Here is a 23,954-nt window from a genome sequence, read left to right on the forward strand (position 1 = left end):
CGAAGACTTACGCCAATTACTTCTCGACTGCCGGCGGCGATGCGGTGACTCTGCCAACACTGAAGTAGCCGTTGAAGCGGCGGTCTTTGTCCTCGAAGCCGATGCGTTTGGCCGGCGTGGCGCCGTCCGGTTCATTGCCGTCGAGCGGATTGGCATCGCAATACGGCGCGCAAGCCCATGCCTCGCCCCCAGTGTAGCGCGCGTTCAAGCTGAGAACGTTGTTTGACCTGGCCTGAACATATTGGCCGAATGGGACCGAAGTAAAGCTGTCGCCCTTCCCAGCCGCCAGCTGTGCATGGGTTCCTCCTACCAGGACCAGGTTGTATCCGTTTTCCAGCCGATGCCGCAGGAAATTTTCGCCCATTGCGGCGTTGCTGTCTGCAACTCCCCTTCCCGTTACAAAACCGACCACCGGTACACCTTTCAGCGCGCGGTGCAGTTCCAGCATGGCCAGGCTGGTTCGCCCATCATGCACCCGCCAGCGCGGTGATGACAACAAAGCCGCTTCGTCGATTTCGCCACGCAGGTACTTTGCCGTATGGTCGGTGTCCGCGGCATCAAGCTCCAGGAACACCTTGACCGTCTCTCCGCGGTCGAGGAACTCACGGACGCAGGCGGAGAAGAATGCTGGAATCTCGTTCGTGCCATGGATCTCGCCAAAAATGACAGTCCCCGCCTGCGGCAGGCGCTGTTTCAACGCTGCATGGCAGCTTGCCTGCGCCACCGACGCAAACATCATCCCCACCGCCAGCGCTCCGCTCATCAAGGTACGCATACCTAGCCTCCTGTGAAAGTTGGCGGAGTATAGCGTTAATACTAAGGAAATTTTCTATTGAAAAATCACGGTGATGGCGGTTGCCAGCGACTGCGGCTGCTCGAGCGGAATCAGGTGGCCTGCGTGGGGGATTGTCGCCAGCTTTGCGCCAGGGATGCCCTCGGCCAGTTCGCGCGCTTCTTCGGGCCTGCGCAACTGGTCTCCGGCTGCCGCGACAACCAGGGTCGGACATTGGATGTCGGACAGGCAGGCTGTATCGGCGTCGCGCACAATCAGCGACTGGCGCACGAAGACCTCGCGGCCCAGGCGTTCGCCCATCGCGCGCACCCGCGCCACCAGCGCTTCGTTGGCAGCATTGTCGGGATGCAGAGATTGCGCGATGGCGGCGCGGCCCAGTCCACGGAAAGGGCCGAGCGGCGTGGCGCGCGCGGCCCTGGTACGCTGTTCGACCTGCAGCGGCAGATCAGCCCGGCTGGAAGTGGCGACCAGCGCCAGCGCCTGCACGCGGCCGGGCGCGAGACGGACGATTTCGCGCGCGACATAGCCGCCCATCGAGAAACCGAGCAAGGTGAATCGCGACGGGCACTTCGCCAGCACGGCCTGCGCCATGGAAGCAATGGAATCGCCTTCGGCCAGGCTGGCGAAATGCAGCGGGAGTTCAGGAGGCAGGAATGGCAGCATGCCATCCCATAAGGCGTCGTCCAGCATATAGCCGGGAATCAGGACCAGCGGTGTCATGCCGCGAGTATACCCCCGGTGCCGGCACCTGGCACGGCACCGAGGGCAAGTTCAGTGTCCCATCATCTCATTCCACTGCGGCAGCAGCACAATGCTGTTCGGGTTCAAGCCGGCGTTCTTCAGCGTGTCCATGCTGGTAACGACGGTGCCGGACTGCAGGTCAACCACGGTGACCGAACCATCGCTCATGCCCGGCAGGTTGAGCAAGGCATTCTGCACGAAGGCGTATTTGCCGTCCTTGGTAAAGGCCACGTGGTGCGCGCCTTCCGCTGCGGGGATGGACTTGAGCAGCTTTGGCTCGCCGGCCTTGGCTGAAATGTCGAAGACGTGCAGTTGGCCCGGCTTCGCACTGGTTACGTACATGCGCGTGGCGGCCTTGTTGAAGTAGATTTCAAGCGGTACGCCTGCCTTGGCCTCGGCAAAGTCGTACACCTGTGCCACTTCGAAGTCCTTCTTGTCCTTGTTCCAGCTTGCGGTCCACAGCGTGCCGCCATACATATTGGTGATGTAGGCCACGGCGGGTTTTGCATTCGGCACGAACAGGACTTCGACCGGCGCTTCGCCTGCGGGTGAAGCTTTCCTCGATACCTTGTAGGTGCCCAGCACCTTGCCGGTGCTGGCTTCCACCGCGCTGATCACTTCCCCCGGGTCGCCCAGGTCGGAGGCGCGCACGGTCGACGTGAGCAGGATGCGGTCTGCCGCACCGGAAACGGCCAGCCCATGCGGATATGGCGCCGCCACCTTGATGGTGGAAAGCACCTTGTCGCTATGGGCGTCGCCCACCACCATGGCCTGGCTGCCCATGCAGCTCACATACCAGCGCTTGTGGTCGGGTGAGAAGGCGATATCCTCGCCCACGCTGCAGTCGGGAATGCTGACGGTGGTCATGGCATAGTCCTTCGACTTCATGTCCATCACGCGCAGCTCGGTCTTGCCCAGCGCCGTGATGTAGGCCTTGCTCATGTCGTGGTTGTAGAAGATGTGGTGCGCCACCAAGTCGGCCGGCAGCGGGATGTCCTTGACGATCTTGCCGAAGGCCTTGGAGTTGGGATCGACATCGACAATCGCGATGCCCTCCTTGCGTGACGCCGGCGCCACGGGATTCTTGAGCGCCTTGAGCGACTCGGCGGACTTGCTTTCATAATTCATCATCGCCAGGATTTCGGCGCTGGCCAGGGCGGGGATGCCCAGGGCGACCGCGAGGGGAAGCAGGAAACGGATACGCATGGTCCACTCCTTCTTGTGCAGGGTCAGTCGTTGCATATTACGCCTGCTGGACTAGAATCTCCATATGCGCCTGCCCCGCCAATACTGGCTGTTTGCAACGCTAACGCTGTTGGCAGGGACGCCTGTGTGGTCCGCGCAACAAAGTGCCAGCTTCGAAGTCAGGCAGCAGCGCATTGCCAATCCGGCACCCACCGTGCGCGTGCCGCAGGGCGATACGCTGGTGCTCGAATTACGCAGCGATACAGCGCTCGACCTGCACCTGCATGGCTATGACCGGATGTTGTCGCTCAAGCCCGGCATCCCGGGGCGCCTACAGCTGCAGGCACAAGCCGCGGGCCGCTTTCCCCTTGCGGCGCATGGCAGGGGGCACCACCACGCGCCGGCGCTGCTTTACGTGGAAGTCATTCCCAGATGAAGCGCTGGCTGCTGGCAGCCATTCCCCTGCCTGTGCTGGCGCACGGATTCGGCCAGCGCTTCGACCTGCCGCTGCCCTTGTGGATGTTCATGGCAGGCGCCGGGGCCACTGTCGCTGTCACCTTCCTCTTGCTGGCGCGCCAGCGCAATATGCAGCCACGCCCCGTTGGGCAAGCTTTCATTTTGCTTCGAAAAGTGCCCCTGGCTGGCGCGCTCGCGACCAGCCTGCGGCTGGCGGTGCTGGCACTGTACCTTCTCGTGCTGTGCGCCGGCTTTGTCGGCACGCAGAACCCCTTCAAGAATATCGCGCCCGCCATGGTCTGGGCCATCTGGTGGGTCGGCATGGCCTTCGTATCGGCCTTGCTGGGCGACCTGTGGGCGCTGGTCAATCCGCTCGATACCCTTTACCGCTGGGTGCTGGGCGACCGGCCCGGCAAGCTGGCCTGGCCCCAGTGGGCAGGCGTGTGGCCGGCCGCCCTGCTGTTCCTCGCGTTCGTGAACATGGAATTGAACTGGGAGGGCAGCGAGCAGCCGGCCAGCCTGGCGGCCGCCATGCTGGCTTATTCCTGCCTTTCCTGGCTGGGCATGTTCGTATTCGGGCGACGCACATGGCTGGCGCATGGCGAGGTGTTTGCTGTGGTCTTCGGCTTGCTGGCGCGCTTTGCACCGAACCAGGTGCAGGACGGCCGCTGGCAACTGCGGCCTTTCGGCGCCGGACTGCTGCTCGGCGCGCCGCTGGGCTGGTCGCATATCGTGCTGGTGATGCTGATGCTGGCCTCTGTCAGTTTTGATGGCCTGCTGGAGACCCAACTGTGGCTGGATTTGCAAGCCGCCCTGCCATGGCCGCCCGTCCTGCTGCGCGCCGCCGCGCTAGGTCTCTTGCCGGCCTTGTTCCTGCTGGCCTATCTTGCCGTATGCCGTGCCATCGCCTGGTGCGGCGGCGGCGCTTCGCTGGCCACGACCGCCGGCTGGTACGTGCTGACGCTGGTGCCGATCGCAATCGCCTACCATTTCGCCCACTACCTGTCCTTCCTGGCGATGGCGGGGCAATACCTGATCCCCCTCGCTTCCGATCCGCTCAACCTGGGGTGGGACCTGTTCGGCACGCGCTTCTACTTCATCCGGCTAGGCATCGTGGATGCGCGCATGGTCTGGTACGTGTCGCTGTTCGCCATCGTGGCGGGGCACGTGGCGGCGGTCTGGCTGGGGCACCAGACTGCCTTGCGCCAGTTCGGCACACGCGCCAGCCGCAGTCAGTTGCCGATGCTGGCGCTGATGGTGTCTTACACCTTGCTGAGCCTCTGGATCATTGCCCAGCCGGTGGTCAACGGCTGAGCATTGGCTCCAGCGTTTGCCACACTTGGCCAGAACTGATGCCGTGCATGCAGTTTTGATGGCCGAGCGGGCATTCGCGCTGGCGACATGGCGAGCATTCCAGTCGCAGCGAGATCGAGGCGGCCAGGTCGGAGAATGGCGGCGCGTGATCGGGATCGGTCGGGCCGTAGATGGCGATCACCGGCCGGTTCAGCGCGGAGGCCACATGCAGCAGCCCGGAGTCGTTGCTGACCACAGCCGCAGAACGTGCGATCAAGGCCACTGCATCGGACAGGCTGGTCTTGCCGGCCAGGCTGACCAGACCGGCGGGAGCGCCGGCTGCAGCAATGACTTCGTCGCAAGTTGGGCCATCCTTGGGCGAGCCGAGGAGCGCAACCTGGGCTTGCGGGTCGCGCGCCAGGATATGCTGCGCCAGCTGGCCGAAATGCGCGGGCGGCCAGCGCTTGGCGCCCCCGAACTCGGCGCCGGGCGCAAACACCACCAGCGGGCGCACCGGGTCCAGGCCGACCTTGGCGCAGGCAGCGGCCACTTGCTCGCTGCTGGCGGCCATACGCGGCTTGGGCAGGTCGCTGCGCAGCGGCGCTCCCGGCACGTCGGCCAGGGCGGCGTAGAACGGCACCATCGGCCTCGGCGGCGTGTCGTCATGGTGCATCACGTTGATCAAACCATAACGGCTTTCCCCCTTGTAGCCGACGCGGCGCGGAATGCCGGCCAGCCAGGGAATCAGGGCGTACTTCAGGGTATTCGGCAGGATAAAGGCGTCAGCGTAGCCGCGCTGGCGCAGCAGGCGCGCATAGCGCCAGCGCTCCTTCAACTGCAGTGCGCCATGGCGGAACGGCGTTTCCAGCACTTCGGCCACTTCCGGCATCTGGCGCCAGACCGGGGACACGGCCGGCGGCGCCAGCACGTCGATCGGGCGATCCGGGTGCAGCGCTTTCAGGCGCTGCAGCAGCGGCTGCGCCATCACGGCATCGCCGATCCAGTTGGGAGAAATCACCAGGGTCCTCACCGGCTAGCCTCCTGTCCGGCGCAATTCGAATCGTGCATCCGGCACTGGTATACTGGCGGATTGGCGTCCGCCAGCAGGACGGCATTTCTTATTAATCTTTTGGCATCCATGCAACTAGCTTCAACCATCTCGTTAATTATTACCACGTACAATCGTCCGGACGCCCTGACGGCCGTGGTAGAGGCCTGTTTTGCGCAGGACGATCAAGATTTCGAGATCATTATCGCCGATGACGGATCGACCAACAACACGCGGGATACCGTGGCCGCATTGCAGGCGCGCTCCCCGGTGCCGCTGAAGCACGTGTGGCAGGAAGATATCGGTTTTCGCGCGGCGCGGGCACGCAACCTGGGCATTCTTGCAGCGCAAGGCGAATACATCGTCTTCATCGATGGCGATTGCGTGCCACAGAAGAACTTCATCTCCAGCCACCGCCGCCTGGCCAGGCGCGGCCATGTGGTGACGGGCAGCCGCGTGCTGCTTAGCGAAGCCTATACGCGCCGCCTGCTGGAGCAGCACCTCGACATCCAGCGCCTTGGCCCATTGGAAAAATTCAAGCTGTACCTGACCGGCGGCGCCAACAAGTTCCTGCAGACGGTAGTGCCCCTGCCGGACGTGGGGCGTGAAAGCAAGCATTTTACCTGGCGCCGTATCAAGAGCTGCAATATGGCGGCATGGCGCAGCGACCTTGACCTGGTAAATGGCTTCGACCAAAGCTTCACCGGCTGGGGCCATGAAGATTCCGACCTGGTGCTGCGCCTGTTCAACGCGGGCGTCATGCGCAAGAGCGGGGCCTTTGCGACCGAGGTCTATCACCTGTGGCACCGCGAAGCGAAACGCGACCAGGAATCAAGCAACCGCTCGGCGGTGCTGCAGCGGGCAATCGACAGGACCACGCAAGCCGTGGCCGGCCTGCGCGAACTGCGCGCCAGCGCAATTTAGTCGCGCAGGGCGACGCGCACCAGGTCTGCCACGTTATCCACGCCCAGCTTGGCCATCAGGCGCGCCTTGTGGACTTCCACGGTGCGCACGCTGATGTTCAGCTGGGGGGCGATCTCCCGGTTGTGGCGCCCCATCACCACCAACTCGAACACTTCGCGCTCGCGCGGGGTCAGCTCGGCCAGCAACTGGTCGCGCTGCTGGCGGCGGTCGTGGTCCTGGCGCTGGCGCAACTGCATCGAGAACGCTTCCTCGATGGCGGCAATCAGCTTATCGTCGTCGAACGGCTTCTCCAGGAAATCGACGGCGCGCGCCTTGAAGGCTTCGCGCGCCGAACTGACGTCGCCATGGCCGGTCACGATAATCACAGGCAGCAGGCAGTTCATCTCGTTCAGCTTGCGCTGCAAGGCCAGGCCGTCCATGCCGGACATGCGGATGTCGGCCACCAGGCAGCCGGCCCATTCGGGCAGCCAGGCCTGCAGGAAGGCTTCGGCACTGGCAAAAACGGCGGTGCGATAACCGCGCACGCCCAGCAGCAGGCCAAGGGCATCGCGCAGCGAGGGATCATCGTCGACAATGAAAACGGTAAGGTTTGACAAGGCTATTCTCCAGAGTCCAGCGCCGGCAGTATAAAACGAAAGACGCCGTGACCGGCAACTTCTGCCCATAAAGTCCCGCCGTGCGCCTCCACGATGGAGCGGCTCAGCACCAGCCCCAGTCCCATGCCGCTGGCCTTGGTCGATACGAAAGGCTCGAACAGGCGCCCGGCCGCCTGCTGCGTCAGGCCGTCGCCGCTGTCTTCCACCGTGAAGCGCAGCTTGCCGCCGACGTTTTCCGCCATGAGGCGGATGCTGCGCTGCCCTGCGGGACGCATGCGTACCGCATCCAGGGCATTGGCCAGCAGGTTGCGCAGGACCAGTTCCACCTGCAGGCGGTCGACCTGCACCGCCAGCGCCGGCGCCTCGGCGACCGTGACTTCCACCCCATGCTCGGCGAATTGCGGGCCAAACTGCTGCACGATGCCCGCCTGCAGGGCCGCCGCACTGACGGTCTCGAGCTGCATGGCGCCGGTGCGGAAAAAATCGCGCAGGCGGCGCACCACTTCCGCCGCGCGCGCCGATTCATTGATCATCTGGCCGATGGCGTTCTTCAGCAGGTCGCCCGCCTCGCCGCGCGCCAGCAGGTGCTCGCAGGCCTTGCCGTACACCGCCAGCGCCGTCATCGGCTGGTTCAGCTCATGCGCCAGCGCGGCTGCCATTTCGCCGGCCGCCGCCAGGCGCAGCGTTTGCTTCAGTTCTTCCGCCACCTGGCGCCGTTCGTCGACCACGATGCCGATGAAGAAGCCCACCAGCGCCAGTACGGCATCGAGCACCTGCAGCTCGGACACGGTGATGTTGTTGGCATGGTTGGCCCTGACCAGGGCCACGATGGCCAGCTGCAGCACGAACACCACCAGGGCCGCGCCATGCACGCCCTGGCGCGAGGCGGCCCAGATCAGCGGCAGGAACAGGAAATAGAAGTGCTTGAATTCGGCCGTCATGATGTAGCCGAACACCGCCCACAGCACGAAGATCGCCAGCGCCAGGTAGCCCAGGGTTTCCGGCTTCCAGGTGGCTTCGCGCAGGTGCGCCCGGTCCTGCGCATTGGCCAGTTTCCACAGCAGCGGCATGCTGACCACGACCCCGACCATGTCGCCGAAACCGAAGCGCCATACCGCGCGCAGCCAGTCGGCCCACGGCACCAGCCCAAGCCATGCCAGCAGGCTGATATGGCCGACTGCATTCAGCATGGTGCCGGCTGCAACAATCAGCAGCCAGCGATAGAAGCTGGCGCGGGAACTGAAGATGGCGCCGCCGCCCAGCGCCCGGCGCAGGGCTTCTCCCAGCAGGCCGTAGCCGCACAGCAACCATGCAGCCGTGAGCAGGGTGCCTGCCAGGCCGCCCGGCAAGCCGCGCACCAGGACATCGCCCGCCACCAGGGCCAGGAACCACGGCAGCGCGGCGCGCCGCCCATACACCAGCCAGAACACCAGGCCCAGTGCAGTGTCAGGGTTCCACGGCGTGATGTTTAGCCCCAGCAACGGCTCGACATAGGTGATCCAGTCGAACAGCAGGTAGGTCAGGACAAATCCGGCGGCCGGCAGCAAGAACGGAAAACGCATAAGGGAAGTCGCGGGCTTCAGGGAAGTTTGTTGATACAGGTTAATTTTACTGCTTTGCGTTGGCCGGGCCGGCAATCTTGCATGGCCACAGCCAGGCAAGCGGAGTAGAATCAAAGCGTTACGCCAGCCTGTGCGTAGGACTAGTTGAAGGGAGATGAAGATGCGCCTGGATATCTATCGCCGTGCCGAACATGACGGCATTTTTTCCTACCTCGCCGTGCCCGAGGGCAAACCCATCCCACAGGAAGCCATCAACACCGACTGGCTGCCAGCCGAGCAATCGCTGGAGGTCGATGATGATGTGCAAGTCCTGCCTGACTACCACATCGACCGGCTGACCCAGCAGATGGGCAGCAAAGGCTACGCCATCACTGCGCTGAAAGACATGTAATTGAAAGTCGGGGTCAGATACCGTCTTGGACGGCAAGCCTTTTTTCCATGTATTTCGGGTCAAAGGGCTTGCCTGACTTAACTACCCCGTAAATCAAGTGCACTAACTTGCGCATAATTGCGCCGGCGACGGCCATTTTGGAGAGGCCGTTGGCCTCTAAACGTTGGCCAAACTGCTTCAGGATAGGGTTGTGACGTTTTGCAACGAGGCTTGGCAGGAATAAAGCTGCTCGCAGGTGTTTGTTCCCCATACGAGTCATCATTGTCCGGCCTCGTATTGAGGTTCCGGATTGTCGTTGCCTGGGTGTGACCCCGATGAACGCTGCAAGCGCCTTCGCATTTCCGAAGCGCCGAACATCCCCCACGTGGCCTAAGACCTTTACCGCTGTCGTACGGCCTAGCCCGGGAATGCTTTCAATGAGCTCTGCATCCTGTTTAAGCCCTGGATGGCGGTCAATGTGATCGTCGATATCCCGTGCTATTTGCGCAATTTGCGCATCCAGCCATTTGATATGAGCCTGGACATGAGGGATAACATCCTGTTGTTTGGCTGTTTCATGCGCTTCTAAACGATTCAACTCCTGCTGGCGCATATCTTGAAGTGCAGTCAGCCTGTTGCCCCAGGCCCGTAACTGGCGCTGTTCACGTGATGGCGCATCCCAAGATGGCGGCGCCATCGCTGCACAGTAGCGAGCAATTAATCCAGCATCAACTTGGTCGTTCTTGTTGCGGATATTCTCGCTGCTGCCAAAACTTTTGATGCAGTTCGGATTGACCAAGCTGACTTTAATCCCTTTGTCAAACCAATACAGGGCGATAGGTTCGCTATAGACGCCTGTCGACTCAAGGCAAATATGGGTTTCCAGCAGAGAAATCTTCTGCTTGTTCAGCCAGACTTCCAGCTCTGCGAATCCTTCTTGGGAGTTCGGAACTGCTTTCGCCTTGACTTTGCCATCAACTAGCAAGGCTACATCCAACTTACGCTTGCTGACATCAATCCCTACGACCGGCGTATTCATCTCGTCCACCTTTCTCGTATGCAGGCTTACCCAAGGGGCGACCTAAGATACCGTCCGGCGTCCAGATGAACAAGTGGGCAAGGTCACCTATCTGACCCACAAGCTCAATGGCTTCCACTCTGTTCGGTGAGACCTTGCCCCGCCGCCTTCAGAATCCTAATATCTTCTTCCAAAGGTGCAGATTCAATATACGAGGTCTGGCAATCGGACATTTTCGCTTGCCAGACCTGACCCCGACTTTCAATCAAACAGCTCGTCAAGGCCGGCGGGACGCGTTCCCGCTTGCGGCTTGGCGCGTCCTTTGCGGCCGGTGAATTCTTCTTCGATGTTGTCGCGGTAGAAGCTCCACGCGCTACCCGAGGTGGACAGGCGTTGCCAGACGTCGCGGCCCACGCCTTCGTAATCGATGGCGCTGCCGTCGTCGAATTCGACGCGCAGCATGCGCGCGCGCTCGTCATAGCCGATGGCGCGCAGCTTGCCTGCGTTAATGCGTTTCATGTCCATCTCATCGCTCCTTCACAACTCCTGCTTCTGCCTGCGTACTGCGCGCGCGACCAGCTCGCTCGCCTCGGCAAACAGGCCCGGCTGCGCCGCCACGCAACTGGCACGCTCGGCGGCAATGCGCTGCCGGTCCTGCTCCAGGTTCTGCAAGGTCAGCGCCATGCCGAAACCATTGCTCGGTGCATCGGCCAGCATGCGCCGCATCATCTCTTCACCAAGCGCCGGCTTCTGGTGCCCGGCCTCCCAGTACCATTGCGTCGTGCCCTTCTCGCTCGGCCCCGGAATCGCCTCGCAATTGAATTCGCCGAACCCGCTGAAGTCATGCACCACGATGTGCGCCTGTGGATAGCGGGCGCGCGCAGCCTCTGCTTCTTCCAGCACGATACGCTTCCATTCCTCGAAGCGCGGCCACATGCCGCTTGCTTCGAATAGCGCCAGCATCTGCGCATGGTAAGCGTACACCATCAGGCGCAGGTCGACGCCCGGATTATCGCTGGCCGCGGCATCGACCAGGGCACGCAATTCCGCCCGCAGCCCTTCGCGATCCAGGTCGCCCGGCGCTTTCCTCACCAGCGAAGCCGCACTCTCTTCCGCGCGCTGGCGGAAGATCTTGTAATAGCCGTCGTAGCGCGCAAACTTGACGTACTGGTTCAGCGGATTCAAGCCGCGCTCGGTCATGGTCTCGGCTTCGCGGTCGCCCTGCATCGTAAAGGTAGTCGCAGCGTCGCGCAAGGCGGCAAGCGAGAACAGGCTCTCCACGCGCCAGCCCAGTTTTCCCGCCCCTGCCACGGGCACCCGGCGCGCTCCGCCACGCTGGCCTGGCGCCAGCAAGGCATCATGGAAATCGACGCCGGCAATGACACGCGAAGGCTTGATGCCGAAACTGCGCAAATACTGCAACTGCCCGGCCGCCACCATGGTGCCGGTTCCCGCCAGCCCGAGGTTGTAGGCGCTTCCTCCCAGCAGCGGGCTGTCCGGGTCAAAGCCGACTTCCACCCGAGAATTGCCGAGCAGGAACTGGGTGGCCCCCAGGCGCTGGGCAATGGACAACTTGATCTCGTTGCGGAAGTGCTGCGGCACCGGCTTTTCGGCATTCAGGCCCGGCTCGCGCACCAGGCCATACAGGCCGTAGGGGTCGGCCAGCACGACCACGCCAGCCACCAGCACGAGGCCTGCCAGCATGGCCAGGCCAAGCTGGCTCAGATAACGATGGTGCGATGCATTGGACATGGTCAGAACTGGAAATAAAGGAACTCGCTCGGCCGCGAAAGAGCCAGCAGGCAAAACACCGCCAGCATGCCGGTCACCAGCGCCGGACGCGGCGCCGGTAGCCAGGCCAGGCGCGCTGGCGCCGTGGTGCCGTCGTGGTCCAGGGCCGGCTCGAAGCGATGCATGATTTGCTGCGTATTCGGCGCCAGGAAGGCCACCAGCGCGGCTACCGTCACCCAGCACCAGGTTTCGATGAACTGGGTAGCACCGCCCAGCGTCCACTTGATTCCCAGGGCGGCCAGCGCCTCGTGCAGGCCTCCCAGGCGGGCGCCGATTGCATCGGGCAACGCCACGCCGTACTGGCCGGACATGCCGGCCACGATGCGCATGGCGGAAGGCAGGTCTGCCGCGCGGAAGAACACCCAGGCATAGGCCACGGCGACGAAAGTCAGGGCCCAGGCCACGACAGCGCCTGCCCTGCCGCCGCCCTGCCAGCCAAGACGTGCCTTGAGCGCATGCCAGGCGTGTGCCAATACCAGGTAGGCGCCATGCAGCCCGCCCCACAGCACGAAATTCCAGCTTGCCCCATGCCACAGGCCGCCCAGCAGCATGGTCAACATCAGGTTTGCCTTGGCACGCACGGCGCCGTGGCGATTGCCGCCGAGCGGGATGTACAGGTAGTCGCGCAGGAAGCGCGACAAGGTGATATGCCAGCGCCGCCAGAAATCCACAATGTTGAGCGCCTTGTAGGGCGAGTTGAAATTCAGCGGCAAATGCACGCCGAACATGCGCGACAGGCCGATCGCCATGTCCGAATAGCCTGAGAAATCGAAATAGAGCTGGAAGGTATATGCCAGCACGCCGCCCCATGCCAACAGCAGCGTGGGCTCGCCGGGCGCCGCAAACAGGGCGTTGGCATATGGCGCCAGCGTATCGGCCAACAGCGTTTTCTTGGCCAGGCCAAGGATGAAGATGGTGGCGCCGACCGAGAAATTTTCTGCCCGCGGCAAGGCATTCCGCGGATCGGCAAACTGCGGCATCATTTCCTTATGGTGCAGCACCGGCCCGGCCACCAGGTGCGGGAAGTAGGTAACGAACAGCAGGTAGTGGATGAAGCGCCCTTCCTGCACAAAACCGCGCGCCGTGTCGACCAGGAAGGCGACCTGGGTGAAGGTGAAGAACGAAATTCCGATCGGCAGCACTACTTGCAGCAAGTCTGCATGCTGGCCAGTCAGGCTGGTGTAGAAAAAGTTGGCGTACTTGTAGTAGCCGAGCAGCAGCAGGTTGGCCGCGACGGCGCCGCCCAGCCACCACTGGCGTGCCCGGCCCTGCGCCCGGCGAATCAGCTGCGCGCAGCCGTAGTTGGCGATGATGGAGCCGAGCAGCAGCGGTACATAGCGCACGTCCCACCAGCCGTAGAAAAACAGCGAGGCCAGCGCCAGCCACGCCACGCCCCACTCCGGATGACGACGCGCGAGCAGGTAGTAGCCGGCCAGGGCGAGCGGCAGGAAACCCAGCAGGAAGCTGAAAGAGTTGAACAACATGATCGGCAGGCCACCAGCGAATGGTTGGGTACTACTGAATTATGTTGAGATATTAATAACGCCGTCGCACGATACCGCTGAGCTGCGCCGGCGTTCCGCGCACCGGGTTAATACTCGATTACAACTTCCTTTGCCCCCAGGCCCTGCTCCAGCGCCATTTTCAGCGCATCCGACGGCGCCACGCGCCAGTCGTCGCCAAGCTGCAACACGCAGTCGATGCCTTGCGGCCTGACGCGCATCGACACCGGCAAACCGTATTCGTCGCGGTGCGGGCCGAGGATCTCGGCCAGCTTGGCGGTCGGCACGGCCTTCGGCAGCGCCAGGCCGATCTGGCGGCCGAACTGGATGCGGGCGGCGGTGATGTTGTAGACCTTTTCCGCCGAAATGCGCAAGCCGCCGGAGAAGCGATCTTCCGACACCTTGCCCGTGACGCACAGGAATTCGTCTTCCTTGAACATATGCTTGTTCGGCTCGAAGACCTCGTTGTAGACGGTGACTTCAACCACGGCGGTCTTGTCGTCCAGCGTGACGATCAGCAGCTTGCCGCGCTGGGTCATCTGGGTGCGGATGCCGGAAATCACGCCGCACATCATGCGCGGTTCGCGCGACGGCTCGAGTTCGGACAGCTTGGTGCGCGCAAAGCGGCGCGCTTCCTGCTGGTAGGAGTCGAACATGTGGCCGGACAGGTAGTAGCCCAGCGCGATCTTTTCTTCCGCCAGCTTTTCGCGGTCGGTCCACGGCGTGGCGGCTACGTAATCCGGCGGTGCCACCAGGTCGGAATCATCGCCGCCGAACAGGCTGACCTGGTTGGCCGACTTGGCTTCCTGGTCGGCGTATTCCATGGCGAAGCCTACGGAGGCAAACAGCACCGCGCGGTCGACGCCGAAGCAATCGAAGGCGCCGGAGCGGATCAGCGCTTCCACCGTGCGGCGATTGATCTGCTTCTTGTCCACGCGCTTGCAGAAGTCGAACAGGCTGGTGAACGGGCCGCCCGCCTCGCGCGCGGCGATGATCGCCTCGATCGCGTTCTGGCCAGCGCCCTTCACGCCGCCCATGCCGTAGCGGATCTTGGTTGCCTTCTTGCCCGGCTCGCCGTCCGGGCGGAAGCGGTAGGAGGACTGGTTTACGTCCGGCGGCAGGATGGTCAGGCCGCACACGTCGATCGAGTCCTCGACCAGGATCTTGACCTTCTCCGTGTCGTCCATGGCCAGCGACATGTTGGCTGCCATGAACGCTGCGGTGTGGTGATGCTTGAGGTAGGCCGTGTGGTAGGACAGCAGTGCATAGGCAGCCGCGTGCGACTTGTTGAAACCGTAGCCCGCGAACTTTTCCATCAGGTCGAAGATCTCGTCGGCTTTTTCGACGGTCAGCCCGCCCTCTTGCGCGCCCTTGCGGAAGATCTCGCGGTGCTCCGCCATCTCCTCGGCCTTTTTCTTACCCATGGCACGGCGCAGCATGTCCGCGCCGCCCAGCGAGTAGCCGCCGATGATCTGCGCCATCTGCATCACCTGCTCCTGGTAAACCATGATGCCGTAGGTTTCGGACAGGATGCCCTCGGTGCGGGGATCGGGGTAATCGAATTTTTCGCCGTGCTTGCGCTTGCAGAAGTCCGGGATCAGGTCCATCGGGCCAGGACGGTACAGCGCCACCAGCGCGATAATGTCTTCGAAGCGGTCGGGACGCGCGTCTTTCAGCATGCCCTGCATGCCGCGCGATTCAAGCTGGAACACGGCGACGGTTTTCGCCTTGGTCAAGAGCTCATAGGTCGGCCGGTCGTTCAGCGGCAGCTTGGCCAGGTCGAAGTCCTTGGTGCCTTCCGGATCGAGGTCCTTGATGTAGTTGACGGCGCGGTCGAGGATGGTCAGCGTGGTCAGGCCCAAAAAGTCGAACTTCACCAGGCCGACGGCTTCCACGTCGTCCTTGTCGTACTGCGACACCACGCCGGCATCGCCGCCCTGGGTGTACAGCGGGCAGAAGTCCGTCAACTTGCCTGGCGCGATCAGCACACCACCGGCGTGCATGCCGATGTTGCGGGTAATGCCTTCCACCTGCTGCGCCAGGTCGAGCAGCTGGCGCACTTCTTCTTCGTTCTCCTGCCGCTCTTTCAGCAACGGTTCTTCCTCGATCGCCTCGGCAATCGAAACCGGCTTGCCTGGCTTGAACGGAATCAGCTTCGACACGCCGTCGCAGAACATATAGCCGAAGTCCATCACGCGGCCCACGTCGCGGATTGCGCCTTTCGCCGCCATGGTACCGAAGGTAGCGATCTGCGACACCGCCTCGCGGCCGTACAGGTCCTTCACGTGCTGGATCACCAGTTCGCGCTTTTCCTGGCAGAAGTCAATATCGAAGTCGGGCATCGATACCCGTTCCGGATTCAGGAAGCGCTCGAACAGCAGGTTGTATTTCAGCGGATCCAGGTCGGTAATCTTCAGTGCATACGCCACCAGCGAGCCTGCGCCGGAGCCGCGGCCCGGGCCGATCGGCACGCCGTTGTTCTTGCCCCACTGGATAAACTCCGCAACGATCAGGAAGTAGCCCGGGAACTTCATCTTGATGATGGTGTCGTTCTCGAACTTCAGGCGCGCCTCGTAGCGCGGGCGCTCCTTCTCGCGCTTTTCCGGATCGGGGAACAGCTGGATCAGGCGCTCCTCCAGGCCCTTCTCCGTTTCCGCCACCAGGAATTCGTCGATCGACATGCCCGGCGTCGGGAAGTTCGGCAGCTGCGGCTTGCCCAGGGTCAGCGTCACATTGCAGCGCTTGGCGATTTCCACCGAGTTTTGCAGCGCGGCCGGCAGGTCGTGGAACAGTTCCGCCATCTCGGCCTGGGTGAGGAAGCGCATCTGCTCGTTGAAACGCTTGACGCGCTTGGCATTGGCCAGCATCTCGCCCTCCGCGATACAGACGCGCGCTTCGTGGGCGATGAATTCATCCTTCGACAGGAACTGCACCGGATGCGTCGCCACGACAGGCAAGCCAAGCTTGGCCGCCAGCGCCACCGACTGGCGCACCTGCACCTCCTGGTTGGCCTGGCCGGCACGCTGGATCTCGACGTAGAAATGGCCGTTCGGGAAGATTTCCGCCCATTTGCGCGCATTGGCCTCGGCCAGGTCAAGGTTGCCGTTTTCGATGGCCTGGCCGATGTCGCCAAAGTGCGCGCCGGACAGGGCGATCAGCGCATTGGCGCCGCTCTCGCCGGGCAGCAGCGGGTATTCCTTGTTGGCGCGGTCGCGCAGCCATTCGGTGCGGATCTCGGCGCGGCCCTTGTACTGGTTGTTCAGCCACGCTTCCGACAGCAGTTCGCACAGCTGCAGGTAACCCATGCGGTTCTTCGCGAACAGCATGATGCGATGCGGCTTGTCGCGGTTCTCGTCGTTGGTGATCCAGGCGTCGACGCCGACAATAGGCTTGATGCCCTTGCCGCGCGCCGATTTGTAGAAGCGCACCATGGCGAACATGTTCGCCAGGTCGGTGATGGCCAGCGCGCCCTGCTTGTCCTTGACCGCCGCCTTGATCATGTCATCGATGCGCACCAGGCCATCGACAATCGAGTACTCGGTATGCACGCGCAGGTGGACGAAATCCGGGCCTTTAGGTGCTGGCGGTGCGTCCGCCGCTACGTCTTGTTCAATTGTCAGATTGCTCATTTAGCTGCTGGGTGCGAAAGTCGGTTCAAGTCCGCTATTTTAACGTCTGCGCGGCCGTCCGGGCTCCTCAATGCCAGGTGATGGCATCGCGCGACACCGGCGACCAGGTCTGGCCGCCATCGCTGCTCTCATGGATCGCGGCGCCGTCGAACCCGAGCGCAAAGATCCTGCCGTTGACGCTACGTGTCAGCACTCCCAGGTTAAAAGCTCGCGGTCGACGCGAACTTGTTTTCGCTCCAAGCCAAGTATCCGCATATTTTACGGCCTGAGCTGCCATCCCCCTATTCGGTTGTATGCCCGCCTGCCGAGTCCAGCGAAGTCCGTTCGAAGATCCAGGCCAAGGCCATCGGAAGTTTGCGTAATGCGTCCATGGCAAGCCTCGCGTCGGCCAGCGGATTTGCCTGGGAGGGAATAAGGTCTGCAACGGGCTTGCCGCGGACCGACATCATATAACGCTGCCCTTCGCTGACTCCGCGCAACAATTCTGAAAATCTTGCCTTTGCGTCAAACGCGCCGATTTCTTTATACATGCAATGCCCCCGATGAACTAGCTTGCTGGCTAGTTCCATATACGACGCGCCATAATTGCTTACAAATGAGCCAGTCACTACCGCGTGGCACGGCTAGAATCACCCTTACCAATCCACCCTTGGAGAGAAAGATGAAAATTGTTGCTGCTGTCCTGCTGATGACCGCCTCGCTGGCGGCCTATGCGGAAGAACCCGAGCAGTTGGCCAAATCGAAGAGCTGCTTCGCCTGCCACGCCATGGCCAAGAAGCTGGTGGGCCCATCGTTCAAGGATGTCGCAGCCAAGTACAAGAACGACAAGGGCGCTGAAGACAAGCTGATCCTGAAGGTGCTGCAGGGCGGTTCCGGCACCTGGGGCGCGGTGCCGATGCCGCCCAACCAGGTCACCGACGCCGAAGCGCACCAGCTGGTGCGCTGGGTGCTGGCGCAGAAGTAAGCGCTAACCGGGGTGCCCGCCTCATGCGGGCTTGCGGAAGGTATTCTTGCTGATCAGGCGCAACGGCCAGATGGCGCCGCTGCATATAGACCAGCCCTTCCGGCTCATCGACCACGTAGGCCGCGACCGGGCCGGAACCCGTCGGCTTCGTGCGCAGCACTGCTCGCTTTGCCATCGTTCATTCAATCAACTTTTCTGTATTGCATCATGTGATAGTTTCAATCCATTTAACCATTTGGCAACCGATGCCTATTATTTGGGCATTCTGCCGAGTGCGGCTATAATGTCGGCTGTTCCGGATTCAATCGATTACCAATCCCATGCAAGCAACCATTGAAAACGCGCCTGCAACGCCCGGCGCGGCACCAGCCGTTTACGTCAACATCGCGGCCTACAAATTCATCACGCTCGACAAGCTGGACGAGCTGCGCCCGCAATACCAGGACATCTGCGCCCGCCTGGGCCTGAAGGGCACCATCCTGCTGACCCCGGAAGGCATCAATATGTTCCTGTCCGGTACCCGCGCCAATATCGACGAGTACCTGGCCTGGGTGCACAGCGACGACCGCCTGGCGGACCTGGAAGTGAAGGAGAGCCTGTCGGCCGAGCAGTCGCACCGCCGCATGCTGGTACGCATCAAGAAAGAAATCATCACCATGCGCCACCCGCTGATCCGTCCGGAAGAAGGCCGCGCACCGCATGTGAAAGCCAAAGACCTGAAGCGCTGGCTCGACCAGGGCCACGACGACAACGGCAAGCCGGTGGTGATGGTCGAGACCCGCAACGATTACGAAGTGGACGTCGGCACCTTCAACAACACCGTCGACTACCGCCTGACCAAGTTCACCGAATTCCCGGAGATCATCGAGAAGCACAAGGCCGACTTCGAAGGCAAGACCGTGGTGACCTTCTGCACCGGCGGCATCCGCTGCGAGAAAGCCGCGATCCACATGCAGAACATCGGCTACGACAATGTCTACCAGCTAGAAGGCGGCATCCTGAAGTATTTCGAGGAAGTGGGCGGCGCCCACTACACCGGCGATTGTTTCGTGTTCGACTACCGCACTGCGCTGAACCCGCAGCTCGAGCCAACCGAAACCAAGCAGTGCTTCGCCTGCCGCGCCGTGGTTACCCCGCGCCAGCAACTGGCGCCGGAATACGTGCCGGGCGTGTCGTGTCCGGCCTGCTTCGGCAAGCACTAAAAACAAAGGGCCCGTTCGACGGGCCCTTTTCTTTGCTGCCGATGGCGGCTTAGCCTTTCGGCAGGCCGCCCAGCAAGGCGGCGATCTTCTGCTTCGGCTTGGCTGGTGCTGCCGACGCGGCGGCGGCAGCGCCATTGCTGCGGGTCGGCTCGTACGGCTTCAGGAACCACGGGTCGACTTTCTCGCGACGTAACGGCGGCGGTCCGTCGCCACGGGCGCCATCACGGCGTTCCCCGCTGCGCGGCGCGCGGTCGCTCTGGGTGCGGTCGCGGCGGCGGTCGCCGTGGCGCTCGTCGCTGCGGAAGCCTCCCGGCACAAAACCTTCCAGTGTGCCGCGCGGGACGGTCTGCTTGATCAGCTTTTCGATGTCCACCAGCAGGCGTTCATCCTTGTCCGAGTAGATCGAAATCGCGTCGCCCGATGCACCGGCACGGCCGGTACGGCCAATGCGGTGCACATAGTCTTCCGCGTTGTATGGCAGGTCAAAGTTGATCACGCACGGCAGGTCCGAAATATCCAGGCCGCGCGCCGCCACGTCGGTGGCGACGAGCACGTCGATCTCGCCCTTCTTGAAGGCGTCCAGCGCCTGCATGCGCTCCTGCTGCGTCTTGTCGCCGTGGATGGCCGCCGCCTTCATGCCCTCTGCCGCCAGGCCGCGCGCCAGGCGCGACGCACCGATCTTGGTGTTGGAGAACACGATCACCTGTTTCAGCTCGCGCTGGCGCAGGATGTGGGCGACAGCGTCGCGCTTGTGGTCTTCGTTGACCTTGTACACCACCTGGGTCACGCGTTCGGCGGTCGCGTTGGAACGCGCCACTTCGATCGTGACCGGATCGGTCAGGAAGCTCGAAGCCAGCTTCTTGATCTCCGGCGAGAAGGTGGCCGAGAACATCAGGTTCTGGCGCTTCTTCGGCAGCAGGTTGACGATACGCTGCAGGTCGGGCAGGAAGCCCATGTCCAGCATGCGGTCGGCTTCGTCCATCACCAGCATCTGCACCTGGCCCAGCGAAATATTTTTCTGCTCCACGTGGTCCAGCAGGCGGCCCGGGGTGGCAATCACGATTTCCACGCCGCTGCGCAGCTTTTCAGTCTGCGGCTTCATGTCCATGCCGCCGAACACCACGGTCGAACGCAATGGGGTGTGCTTGCAATAGGCAGCCACGTTTTCCGCCACCTGCACCGCCAGTTCGCGGGTCGGCGCCAGCACCAGCGCGCGCACCGGGTGGCGCGCCGGGCTCATCGACGTATTCGCATGGGCCAGCAGCAGCTGGATGATCGGCAGGGAAAAACTGGCCGTCTTGCCGGTACCGGTCTGGGCAGCACCCATCACGTCGCGGCCCTGCAGCAGGATCGGGATCGCTTTCGCCTGGATCGGCGTCGGGTGCACATAACCCTGGTCGGTCAGCGCGCGCTGAATTTCCGGCGCCAGGCCGAAATCGGCGAACTTTACTTGCTCAGGGGTGTTCTCAATGTCAGACATACAATTCTTAAGGTTAACAGCGGCCAACCCCGCATGATACCCGAGAACTGTGGTAAAGCGCATGGATTGGGGCAGCGGAGCGGAAATTATTGCTGGGATGGAAGCTATAATGTCACTAAATGAATGCTACTAACGCCCGCGGCTGGCACCTTAGCCGCTTTCTCGTGCTGGTCATCCTGGCAAGCAGCCTGTTTGCTGCAGTCGCCCAGGCTGCCGCACCATCGTTGCGCTTTCGCAAGCTCGGCCCGCTTGGCAATGACGAACCTTCAATGTTATCGCTACTGCAAGACCAGCGGGGCTTCATGTGGATCGGCACCCAATCAAACGGCCTCTACCGCTACGACGGCTACCGTGTCACCAAGTACCGCAGCAAGGCGGGCAACCCGCGCGCCCTGCCGCATGACCGCGTTGCGGCGCTGTTTGAAGATGGCCAGGGCCGCTTGTGGGCCGGCACCCAGGACGGCCTGGCGCGCTTCAACCCGGCCAGCAACGATTTCACGACGTTCTTGCCAGTCAACGCGCCCAATAACGGCCGCATCATCCGCGCCATCGTGTCCGATGGAAACGGCGGCATGTGGCTGGCCACCTGGGGCGGACTGCAGCACTTTGACCCCGGCAGCGGCACGTTCACCGTTCATGTACACGATCCGGCACGCCCGGGCAGCCTGGGCGGCAACGACCTGAATGCACTGGCGGTCGATGGCAAGGGAGGCGTCTGGGCCGCCACCTGGCCGGGCGGCCTGGACTACCTGCCTGCCGGGGCCAGCGAATTTGAACACCGCCGTGTCGACAAGGGCCAGGACCCGAACGCGCGCGCCAACATCGTGCGCGCCCTGCAGTTCGACCGCAACGGCGTGCTGTGGATCGGCACTGAAGGCGGCGTCTGGCGCTGGGACAGCGGCAAGCCGTGGGAAACACGCGACAGCGTGCCTGTGCCCGACAGCCGCGTCACCAGCTTCTATTTCGACCGCGACAATACCTTGTGGGCCACCACCCTGTCGGCCGGCCTGCTGCGCTGGGATGCAACGGCGCAGCGCTTCGACCAGTACAGCCACAACAGCGACGACCCGTATTCCCTGCCGGGCGACAACCTGCGTGCCATGCTGCAGGACCGCGGCGGCATGCTGTGGATCGCCTCCTTCACCGATGGCATTGCCCTGGTCAACCTGAGCAGCAGCGGCTTCACGCGCTACCTGCCCTACCGCCTGGACGGCCGGCATGGCCGCGCCAATAACGCCTTGCTGAGCCTGGAGAATGGTCCGAACGGCACGGTCTGGATCGGCGGCAACCTCGGCATCGGCTTGTTCGACCCCGCCAAGGGCGAAGTGCTGCGGCGCTACCATGCCGACGACCGGCCCGGTTCGATGAACAGCAATATCGTGTATAGCCTGTACCAGCAGCCCGGCGGCCCGCTGTGGGTGGGCACGGCCAACGGCCTGAACCGGCTGGATGCGCTGGACGGCAAGTTCCAGCTGGTCCGCTTCGGCAATACCGCCAGCGACTTCATCAATTCCATCGCGCCCGGCAAGGATGGCGTGCTGTGGCTGGGCACGGGCAACAGCCTGGTGCGCTACGACACGCTGCGCGACCGCTCCCTGCTGTTCTATCACGACCCGCAAAACCCGGACAGCCGCAGCGTCGGCGGCACCAGCGTGGTGCTGGAAGACAGCAAGGGCCGCGTGTGGATGGGTTCGGAATTCAACGGCGGCGGGCTCGACCTGCTGGACCCGGCCACCGGCAAGTTTCGCCACCTGCGCGCCGGCGGCCCGGAAGGCATGATCGACGATAACGTCACCGCGCTGCACCAGGACGCCGCCGGCCGGCTGTGGATCGGCACCTCGCGCGGCCTGCTGCAGCTGGAAGAGAGCGCACGCGGCGACTTGCGGCTGCGCTCGCATGCCGCCGCCGTGCAGCACCTGAAGACACTGGCCATCCAGTCCGACGCCAAGGGCAGGATCTGGATCAGCACGCTGGCCGGCCTGTTCCGCCTCAATCCCGGTAATGGCTCGGCCCAGCTCTACACCGTGGCCGACGGCATGACCGACGGTTTCACCACCAATGCCTCGGCGCCGGGCGCGAACGGCAAGCTGTACTTCGGCGGCGTGCACGGCATGACCGGCGTCGAGCCGGAGCAGGTGCGCAGCAACTCGGTGCCGCCGCAGGTGGCAATTACCGACATCAAGCTGTTCAGCCACTCGCTCAGCGAAGGCCGCTTCCGCGACCAGGCCTGGCTGGAAGGCCCGCTGACTGCGCCCACCGGCCTGGTGCTGTCGTCGCAGGCGACCGCCTTTACCATTGAATTCGCGGCCCTGCACTTCACCGAGCCTTCGCAAAACCGCTACGCCTACCAGCTGGAAGGCTTTGACCCCGACTGGCAGGAAACCGACGCCGAACGCCGCGTGGCCACCTATACCAACCTCGACCCGGGCCGCTACATCTTCCGCGTACGCGCCGCCAACCACCACGGCAGCTGGAGCAAACAGGCCGCCACCCTGGAGGTGACGATCACGCCGCCGTTCTGGCAGACCACCTGGTTCCGCCTGGCCGCAGCCGCCGTGATCCTGGGCGCGCTATGGAGCCTGTACCACTGGCGCATCCGGCGCCTGACACGCCTACAGGGCGTGCTCGAGCAGCAGGTGGCCGCCCGTACCGCCGAGCTGGAAGAGTCCAACCGCAAGCTCGAAGCGCTGAGCCAGACCGACGGCCTGACCGGCGTCAGCAACCGGCGCGGCTTCGACCTGGCGCTGGAAGCGGAATGGCGGCGCGCCCAGCGCACCGGCCAGCCGCTGGCGCTATCGATGCTGGATGTGGACTACTTCAAGAAATACAATGACCGCTATGGGCACCTGGCTGGCGATGCCACGCTGCGCGCAGTGGCGCGCGTGATCACCGAGCATGGGCGGCGCAGCTCGGACCTGGTGGCGCGCTACGGCGGTGAAGAATTCGCGCTGCTGTCGGTCGCCACCCCGGGCGCCGACGCGATCGGCGTGGCGCAGACCATCTGCGCCGAACTGGCGCGGCTGCAACTGCCGCACGACGCCTCCCCATTCGGCCTGGTGACCATCAGTATCGGCGTGGCGGTGCTGGTACCGACCGAAAACAGCCGCCCCGAGCAACTGGTACGCCTGGCCGACGAAGCGCTCTACCGCGCCAAGCAGCGCGGCCGCAACCAAGCCTTGCTGGCAATGGAAGAATGATGGACGACACTGCAGGACCTGCCGACGACCCCAAGCCACAACCGCCGGCCGAACCCGGCCCCGACGACTGCTGCCACAGCGGCTGCACCTGGTGCGTGCTCGACCTCTACTACGACGACCTCGAGCGCTACCGCATCGCCCTTGCCGCCTGGGAGGCTCGCCATGTGAGTGGCTTAACGGAAGGGCTGCCGTCCTGCCGCTAA

At 63.2% G+C, this 23,954-nt stretch carries 22 protein-coding genes; 8 read left to right on the forward strand and 14 right to left on the reverse strand.

What is annotated here, in order from left to right; translation table 11 throughout:
• Positions 1-16 precede the first annotated feature (16 nt).
• Genes ACN9MZ_RS24955 through ACN9MZ_RS24965 form a run of 3 tightly spaced genes read right to left on the reverse strand, consistent with a single transcriptional unit; the run spans position 17 to position 2,776 of the window.
• Complete coding sequence (locus ACN9MZ_RS24955) at positions 17-775, reverse strand: hypothetical protein (RefSeq protein ID WP_426339530.1); 759 nt, start codon at positions 773-775, stop codon at positions 17-19.
• A 54-nt stretch (positions 776-829) separates the two neighbouring features.
• A complete protein-coding gene (locus ACN9MZ_RS24960; protein ID WP_426339531.1) occupies positions 830-1,513 on the reverse strand; it encodes an alpha/beta fold hydrolase in 684 nt (227 codons plus the stop codon).
• A gap of 51 nt (positions 1,514-1,564) precedes the next feature.
• Positions 1,565-2,776, reverse strand: coding sequence for a YncE family protein (locus ACN9MZ_RS24965; protein WP_426339532.1), 1,212 nt, complete (start codon positions 2,774-2,776; stop codon positions 1,565-1,567).
• A gap of 28 nt (positions 2,777-2,804) precedes the next feature.
• Between ACN9MZ_RS24965 and ACN9MZ_RS24970 the strand changes: the two genes are divergently transcribed.
• Together ACN9MZ_RS24970 and ACN9MZ_RS24975 are read left to right on the forward strand one after the other, a co-directional pair.
• Positions 2,805-3,155 (forward strand): hypothetical protein, encoded by a 351-nt coding sequence (locus tag ACN9MZ_RS24970; protein WP_426339533.1) that lies wholly within the window; start codon positions 2,805-2,807, stop codon positions 3,153-3,155.
• The gene (locus tag ACN9MZ_RS24975; RefSeq protein WP_426339534.1) at positions 3,152-4,489 is read left to right on the forward strand and encodes a hypothetical protein; all 1,338 of its coding nucleotides are present in this window, start codon (positions 3,152-3,154) and stop codon (positions 4,487-4,489) included. Before ACN9MZ_RS24970 ends, ACN9MZ_RS24975 begins: the two co-directional genes overlap by 4 nt.
• Here the strand turns inward: ACN9MZ_RS24975 and waaF are convergent.
• Positions 4,479-5,498 carry a lipopolysaccharide heptosyltransferase II gene (waaF, locus tag ACN9MZ_RS24980; RefSeq protein ID WP_426339535.1) on the reverse strand — a complete coding sequence of 340 codons (1,020 nt, stop codon included), beginning with the start codon at positions 5,496-5,498 and terminating at the stop codon, positions 4,479-4,481. The two genes, ACN9MZ_RS24975 and waaF, sit on opposite strands and share 11 nt — an antisense overlap.
• Positions 5,499-5,606: 108 nt before the next feature.
• On the opposite strand from waaF, the gene ACN9MZ_RS24985 reads away from it, so the two are divergent.
• Positions 5,607-6,440, forward strand: coding sequence for a glycosyltransferase family 2 protein (locus tag ACN9MZ_RS24985; protein WP_426339536.1), 834 nt, complete (start codon positions 5,607-5,609; stop codon positions 6,438-6,440).
• Here ACN9MZ_RS24985 and ACN9MZ_RS24990 read toward each other — a convergent pair.
• Both ACN9MZ_RS24990 and ACN9MZ_RS24995 read right to left on the reverse strand, forming a co-directional pair.
• The gene (locus tag ACN9MZ_RS24990) at positions 6,437-7,036 is read right to left on the reverse strand and encodes a response regulator transcription factor (RefSeq protein ID WP_426339537.1); all 600 of its coding nucleotides are present in this window, start codon (positions 7,034-7,036) and stop codon (positions 6,437-6,439) included. The genes ACN9MZ_RS24985 and ACN9MZ_RS24990 overlap by 4 nt on opposite strands.
• Before the next feature lie 2 nt (positions 7,037-7,038).
• Positions 7,039-8,598, reverse strand: a complete 1,560-nt coding sequence (locus ACN9MZ_RS24995; RefSeq protein ID WP_426339538.1) for an ATP-binding protein — start codon at positions 8,596-8,598, stop codon at positions 7,039-7,041.
• 160 nt (positions 8,599-8,758) lie between these two features.
• Here ACN9MZ_RS24995 and ACN9MZ_RS25000 point away from each other — a divergent pair, with 160 nt between their 5' ends.
• Positions 8,759-8,989: a DUF6139 family protein gene (locus ACN9MZ_RS25000; RefSeq protein ID WP_426172307.1), complete on the forward strand. Its 231-nt coding sequence runs from the start codon at positions 8,759-8,761 to the stop codon at positions 8,987-8,989.
• A 13-nt stretch (positions 8,990-9,002) separates the two neighbouring features.
• Here ACN9MZ_RS25000 and ACN9MZ_RS25005 read toward each other — a convergent pair whose 3' ends face one another.
• The 7 genes from ACN9MZ_RS25005 to ACN9MZ_RS25035 form a co-directional block, all read right to left on the reverse strand.
• Positions 9,003-10,007 (reverse strand): IS110 family transposase, encoded by a 1,005-nt coding sequence (locus tag ACN9MZ_RS25005; protein ID WP_426338545.1) that lies wholly within the window; start codon positions 10,005-10,007, stop codon positions 9,003-9,005.
• A gap of 240 nt (positions 10,008-10,247) precedes the next feature.
• Positions 10,248-10,505: a KTSC domain-containing protein gene (locus ACN9MZ_RS25010; RefSeq protein WP_426164496.1), complete on the reverse strand. Its 258-nt coding sequence runs from the start codon at positions 10,503-10,505 to the stop codon at positions 10,248-10,250.
• A gap of 18 nt (positions 10,506-10,523) precedes the next feature.
• A complete protein-coding gene (locus ACN9MZ_RS25015) occupies positions 10,524-11,738 on the reverse strand; it encodes a hypothetical protein (RefSeq protein WP_426339539.1) in 1,215 nt (404 codons plus the stop codon).
• A gap of 2 nt (positions 11,739-11,740) precedes the next feature.
• The gene (locus ACN9MZ_RS25020; protein ID WP_426339540.1) at positions 11,741-13,261 is read right to left on the reverse strand and encodes an MBOAT family O-acyltransferase; all 1,521 of its coding nucleotides are present in this window, start codon (positions 13,259-13,261) and stop codon (positions 11,741-11,743) included.
• Between the two features lie 107 nt (positions 13,262-13,368).
• A complete protein-coding gene (dnaE, locus tag ACN9MZ_RS25025; protein WP_426339541.1) occupies positions 13,369-16,908 on the reverse strand; it encodes a DNA polymerase III subunit alpha in 3,540 nt (1,179 codons plus the stop codon).
• Positions 16,909-16,975: 67 nt separating this feature from the next.
• Positions 16,976-17,101, reverse strand: a complete 126-nt coding sequence (locus tag ACN9MZ_RS25030) for a hypothetical protein (protein WP_426339542.1) — start codon at positions 17,099-17,101, stop codon at positions 16,976-16,978.
• Between the two features lie 88 nt (positions 17,102-17,189).
• Positions 17,190-17,438: a type II toxin-antitoxin system Phd/YefM family antitoxin gene (locus ACN9MZ_RS25035; protein ID WP_426339543.1), complete on the reverse strand. Its 249-nt coding sequence runs from the start codon at positions 17,436-17,438 to the stop codon at positions 17,190-17,192.
• Between the two features lie 131 nt (positions 17,439-17,569).
• Between ACN9MZ_RS25035 and ACN9MZ_RS25040 the strand changes: the two genes are divergently transcribed.
• Positions 17,570-17,872 (forward strand): c-type cytochrome, encoded by a 303-nt coding sequence (locus ACN9MZ_RS25040; protein WP_426339544.1) that lies wholly within the window; start codon positions 17,570-17,572, stop codon positions 17,870-17,872.
• A gap of 320 nt (positions 17,873-18,192) precedes the next feature.
• Positions 18,193-19,074 carry a sulfurtransferase gene (locus ACN9MZ_RS25045; protein ID WP_426339545.1) on the forward strand — a complete coding sequence of 294 codons (882 nt, stop codon included), beginning with the start codon at positions 18,193-18,195 and terminating at the stop codon, positions 19,072-19,074.
• A 49-nt stretch (positions 19,075-19,123) separates the two neighbouring features.
• On the opposite strand, the gene ACN9MZ_RS25050 is transcribed toward ACN9MZ_RS25045, so the two are convergent.
• Entirely contained in the window at positions 19,124-20,554 is a 1,431-nt protein-coding gene (locus ACN9MZ_RS25050; RefSeq protein ID WP_426339546.1) for a DEAD/DEAH box helicase, read from the reverse strand.
• Between the two features lie 119 nt (positions 20,555-20,673).
• Between ACN9MZ_RS25050 and ACN9MZ_RS25055 the strand changes: the two genes are divergently transcribed.
• Together ACN9MZ_RS25055 and ACN9MZ_RS25060 are read left to right on the forward strand one after the other, a co-directional pair.
• On the forward strand, positions 20,674-23,751 hold the full coding sequence (locus ACN9MZ_RS25055) for a diguanylate cyclase (protein ID WP_426339547.1): 3,078 nt from the start codon (positions 20,674-20,676) through the stop codon (positions 23,749-23,751).
• The gene (locus tag ACN9MZ_RS25060; RefSeq protein ID WP_426339548.1) at positions 23,748-23,954 is read left to right on the forward strand and encodes an oxidoreductase-like domain-containing protein; all 207 of its coding nucleotides are present in this window, start codon (positions 23,748-23,750) and stop codon (positions 23,952-23,954) included. Before ACN9MZ_RS25055 ends, ACN9MZ_RS25060 begins: the two co-directional genes overlap by 4 nt.

The organism is Pseudoduganella sp. S-14 (genome assembly GCF_049913285.1).
Classification (GTDB): Bacteria; Pseudomonadota; Gammaproteobacteria; order Burkholderiales; family Burkholderiaceae_D; genus Rugamonas.

Bases quoted from the DNA above. Each gene is read 5' to 3' on its own strand.
- ACN9MZ_RS25015 (WP_426339539.1), bottom strand. From the start codon at position 11,738: ATGTCCAATGCATCGCACCATCGTTATCTGAGCCAGCTTGGCCTGGCC.
- ACN9MZ_RS25045 (WP_426339545.1), top strand. From the start codon at position 18,193: ATGCAAGCAACCATTGAAAACGCGCCTGCAACGCCCGGCGCGGCACCA.
- ACN9MZ_RS24970 (WP_426339533.1), top strand. From the start codon at position 2,805: ATGCGCCTGCCCCGCCAATACTGGCTGTTTGCAACGCTAACGCTGTTG.
- ACN9MZ_RS24965 (WP_426339532.1), bottom strand. From the start codon at position 2,776: ATGCAACGACTGACCCTGCACAAGAAGGAGTGGACCATGCGTATCCGT.
- dnaE (WP_426339541.1), bottom strand. From the start codon at position 16,908: ATGAGCAATCTGACAATTGAACAAGACGTAGCGGCGGACGCACCGCCA.
- ACN9MZ_RS25040 (WP_426339544.1), top strand. From the start codon at position 17,570: ATGAAAATTGTTGCTGCTGTCCTGCTGATGACCGCCTCGCTGGCGGCC.
- ACN9MZ_RS24985 (WP_426339536.1), top strand. From the start codon at position 5,607: ATGCAACTAGCTTCAACCATCTCGTTAATTATTACCACGTACAATCGT.
- ACN9MZ_RS25060 (WP_426339548.1), top strand. From the start codon at position 23,748: ATGATGGACGACACTGCAGGACCTGCCGACGACCCCAAGCCACAACCG.
- ACN9MZ_RS25055 (WP_426339547.1), top strand. From the start codon at position 20,674: ATGAATGCTACTAACGCCCGCGGCTGGCACCTTAGCCGCTTTCTCGTG.
- ACN9MZ_RS24955 (WP_426339530.1), bottom strand. From the start codon at position 775: ATGCGTACCTTGATGAGCGGAGCGCTGGCGGTGGGGATGATGTTTGCG.
- ACN9MZ_RS24995 (WP_426339538.1), bottom strand. From the start codon at position 8,598: ATGCGTTTTCCGTTCTTGCTGCCGGCCGCCGGATTTGTCCTGACCTAC.
- ACN9MZ_RS25005 (WP_426338545.1), bottom strand. From the start codon at position 10,007: ATGAATACGCCGGTCGTAGGGATTGATGTCAGCAAGCGTAAGTTGGAT.
- ACN9MZ_RS25000 (WP_426172307.1), top strand. From the start codon at position 8,759: ATGCGCCTGGATATCTATCGCCGTGCCGAACATGACGGCATTTTTTCC.
- ACN9MZ_RS25050 (WP_426339546.1), bottom strand. From the start codon at position 20,554: ATGTCTGACATTGAGAACACCCCTGAGCAAGTAAAGTTCGCCGATTTC.
- ACN9MZ_RS25010 (WP_426164496.1), bottom strand. From the start codon at position 10,505: ATGAAACGCATTAACGCAGGCAAGCTGCGCGCCATCGGCTATGACGAG.
- ACN9MZ_RS24960 (WP_426339531.1), bottom strand. From the start codon at position 1,513: ATGACACCGCTGGTCCTGATTCCCGGCTATATGCTGGACGACGCCTTA.
- ACN9MZ_RS25020 (WP_426339540.1), bottom strand. From the start codon at position 13,261: ATGTTGTTCAACTCTTTCAGCTTCCTGCTGGGTTTCCTGCCGCTCGCC.
- ACN9MZ_RS24975 (WP_426339534.1), top strand. From the start codon at position 3,152: ATGAAGCGCTGGCTGCTGGCAGCCATTCCCCTGCCTGTGCTGGCGCAC.
- ACN9MZ_RS25035 (WP_426339543.1), bottom strand. From the start codon at position 17,438: ATGTATAAAGAAATCGGCGCGTTTGACGCAAAGGCAAGATTTTCAGAA.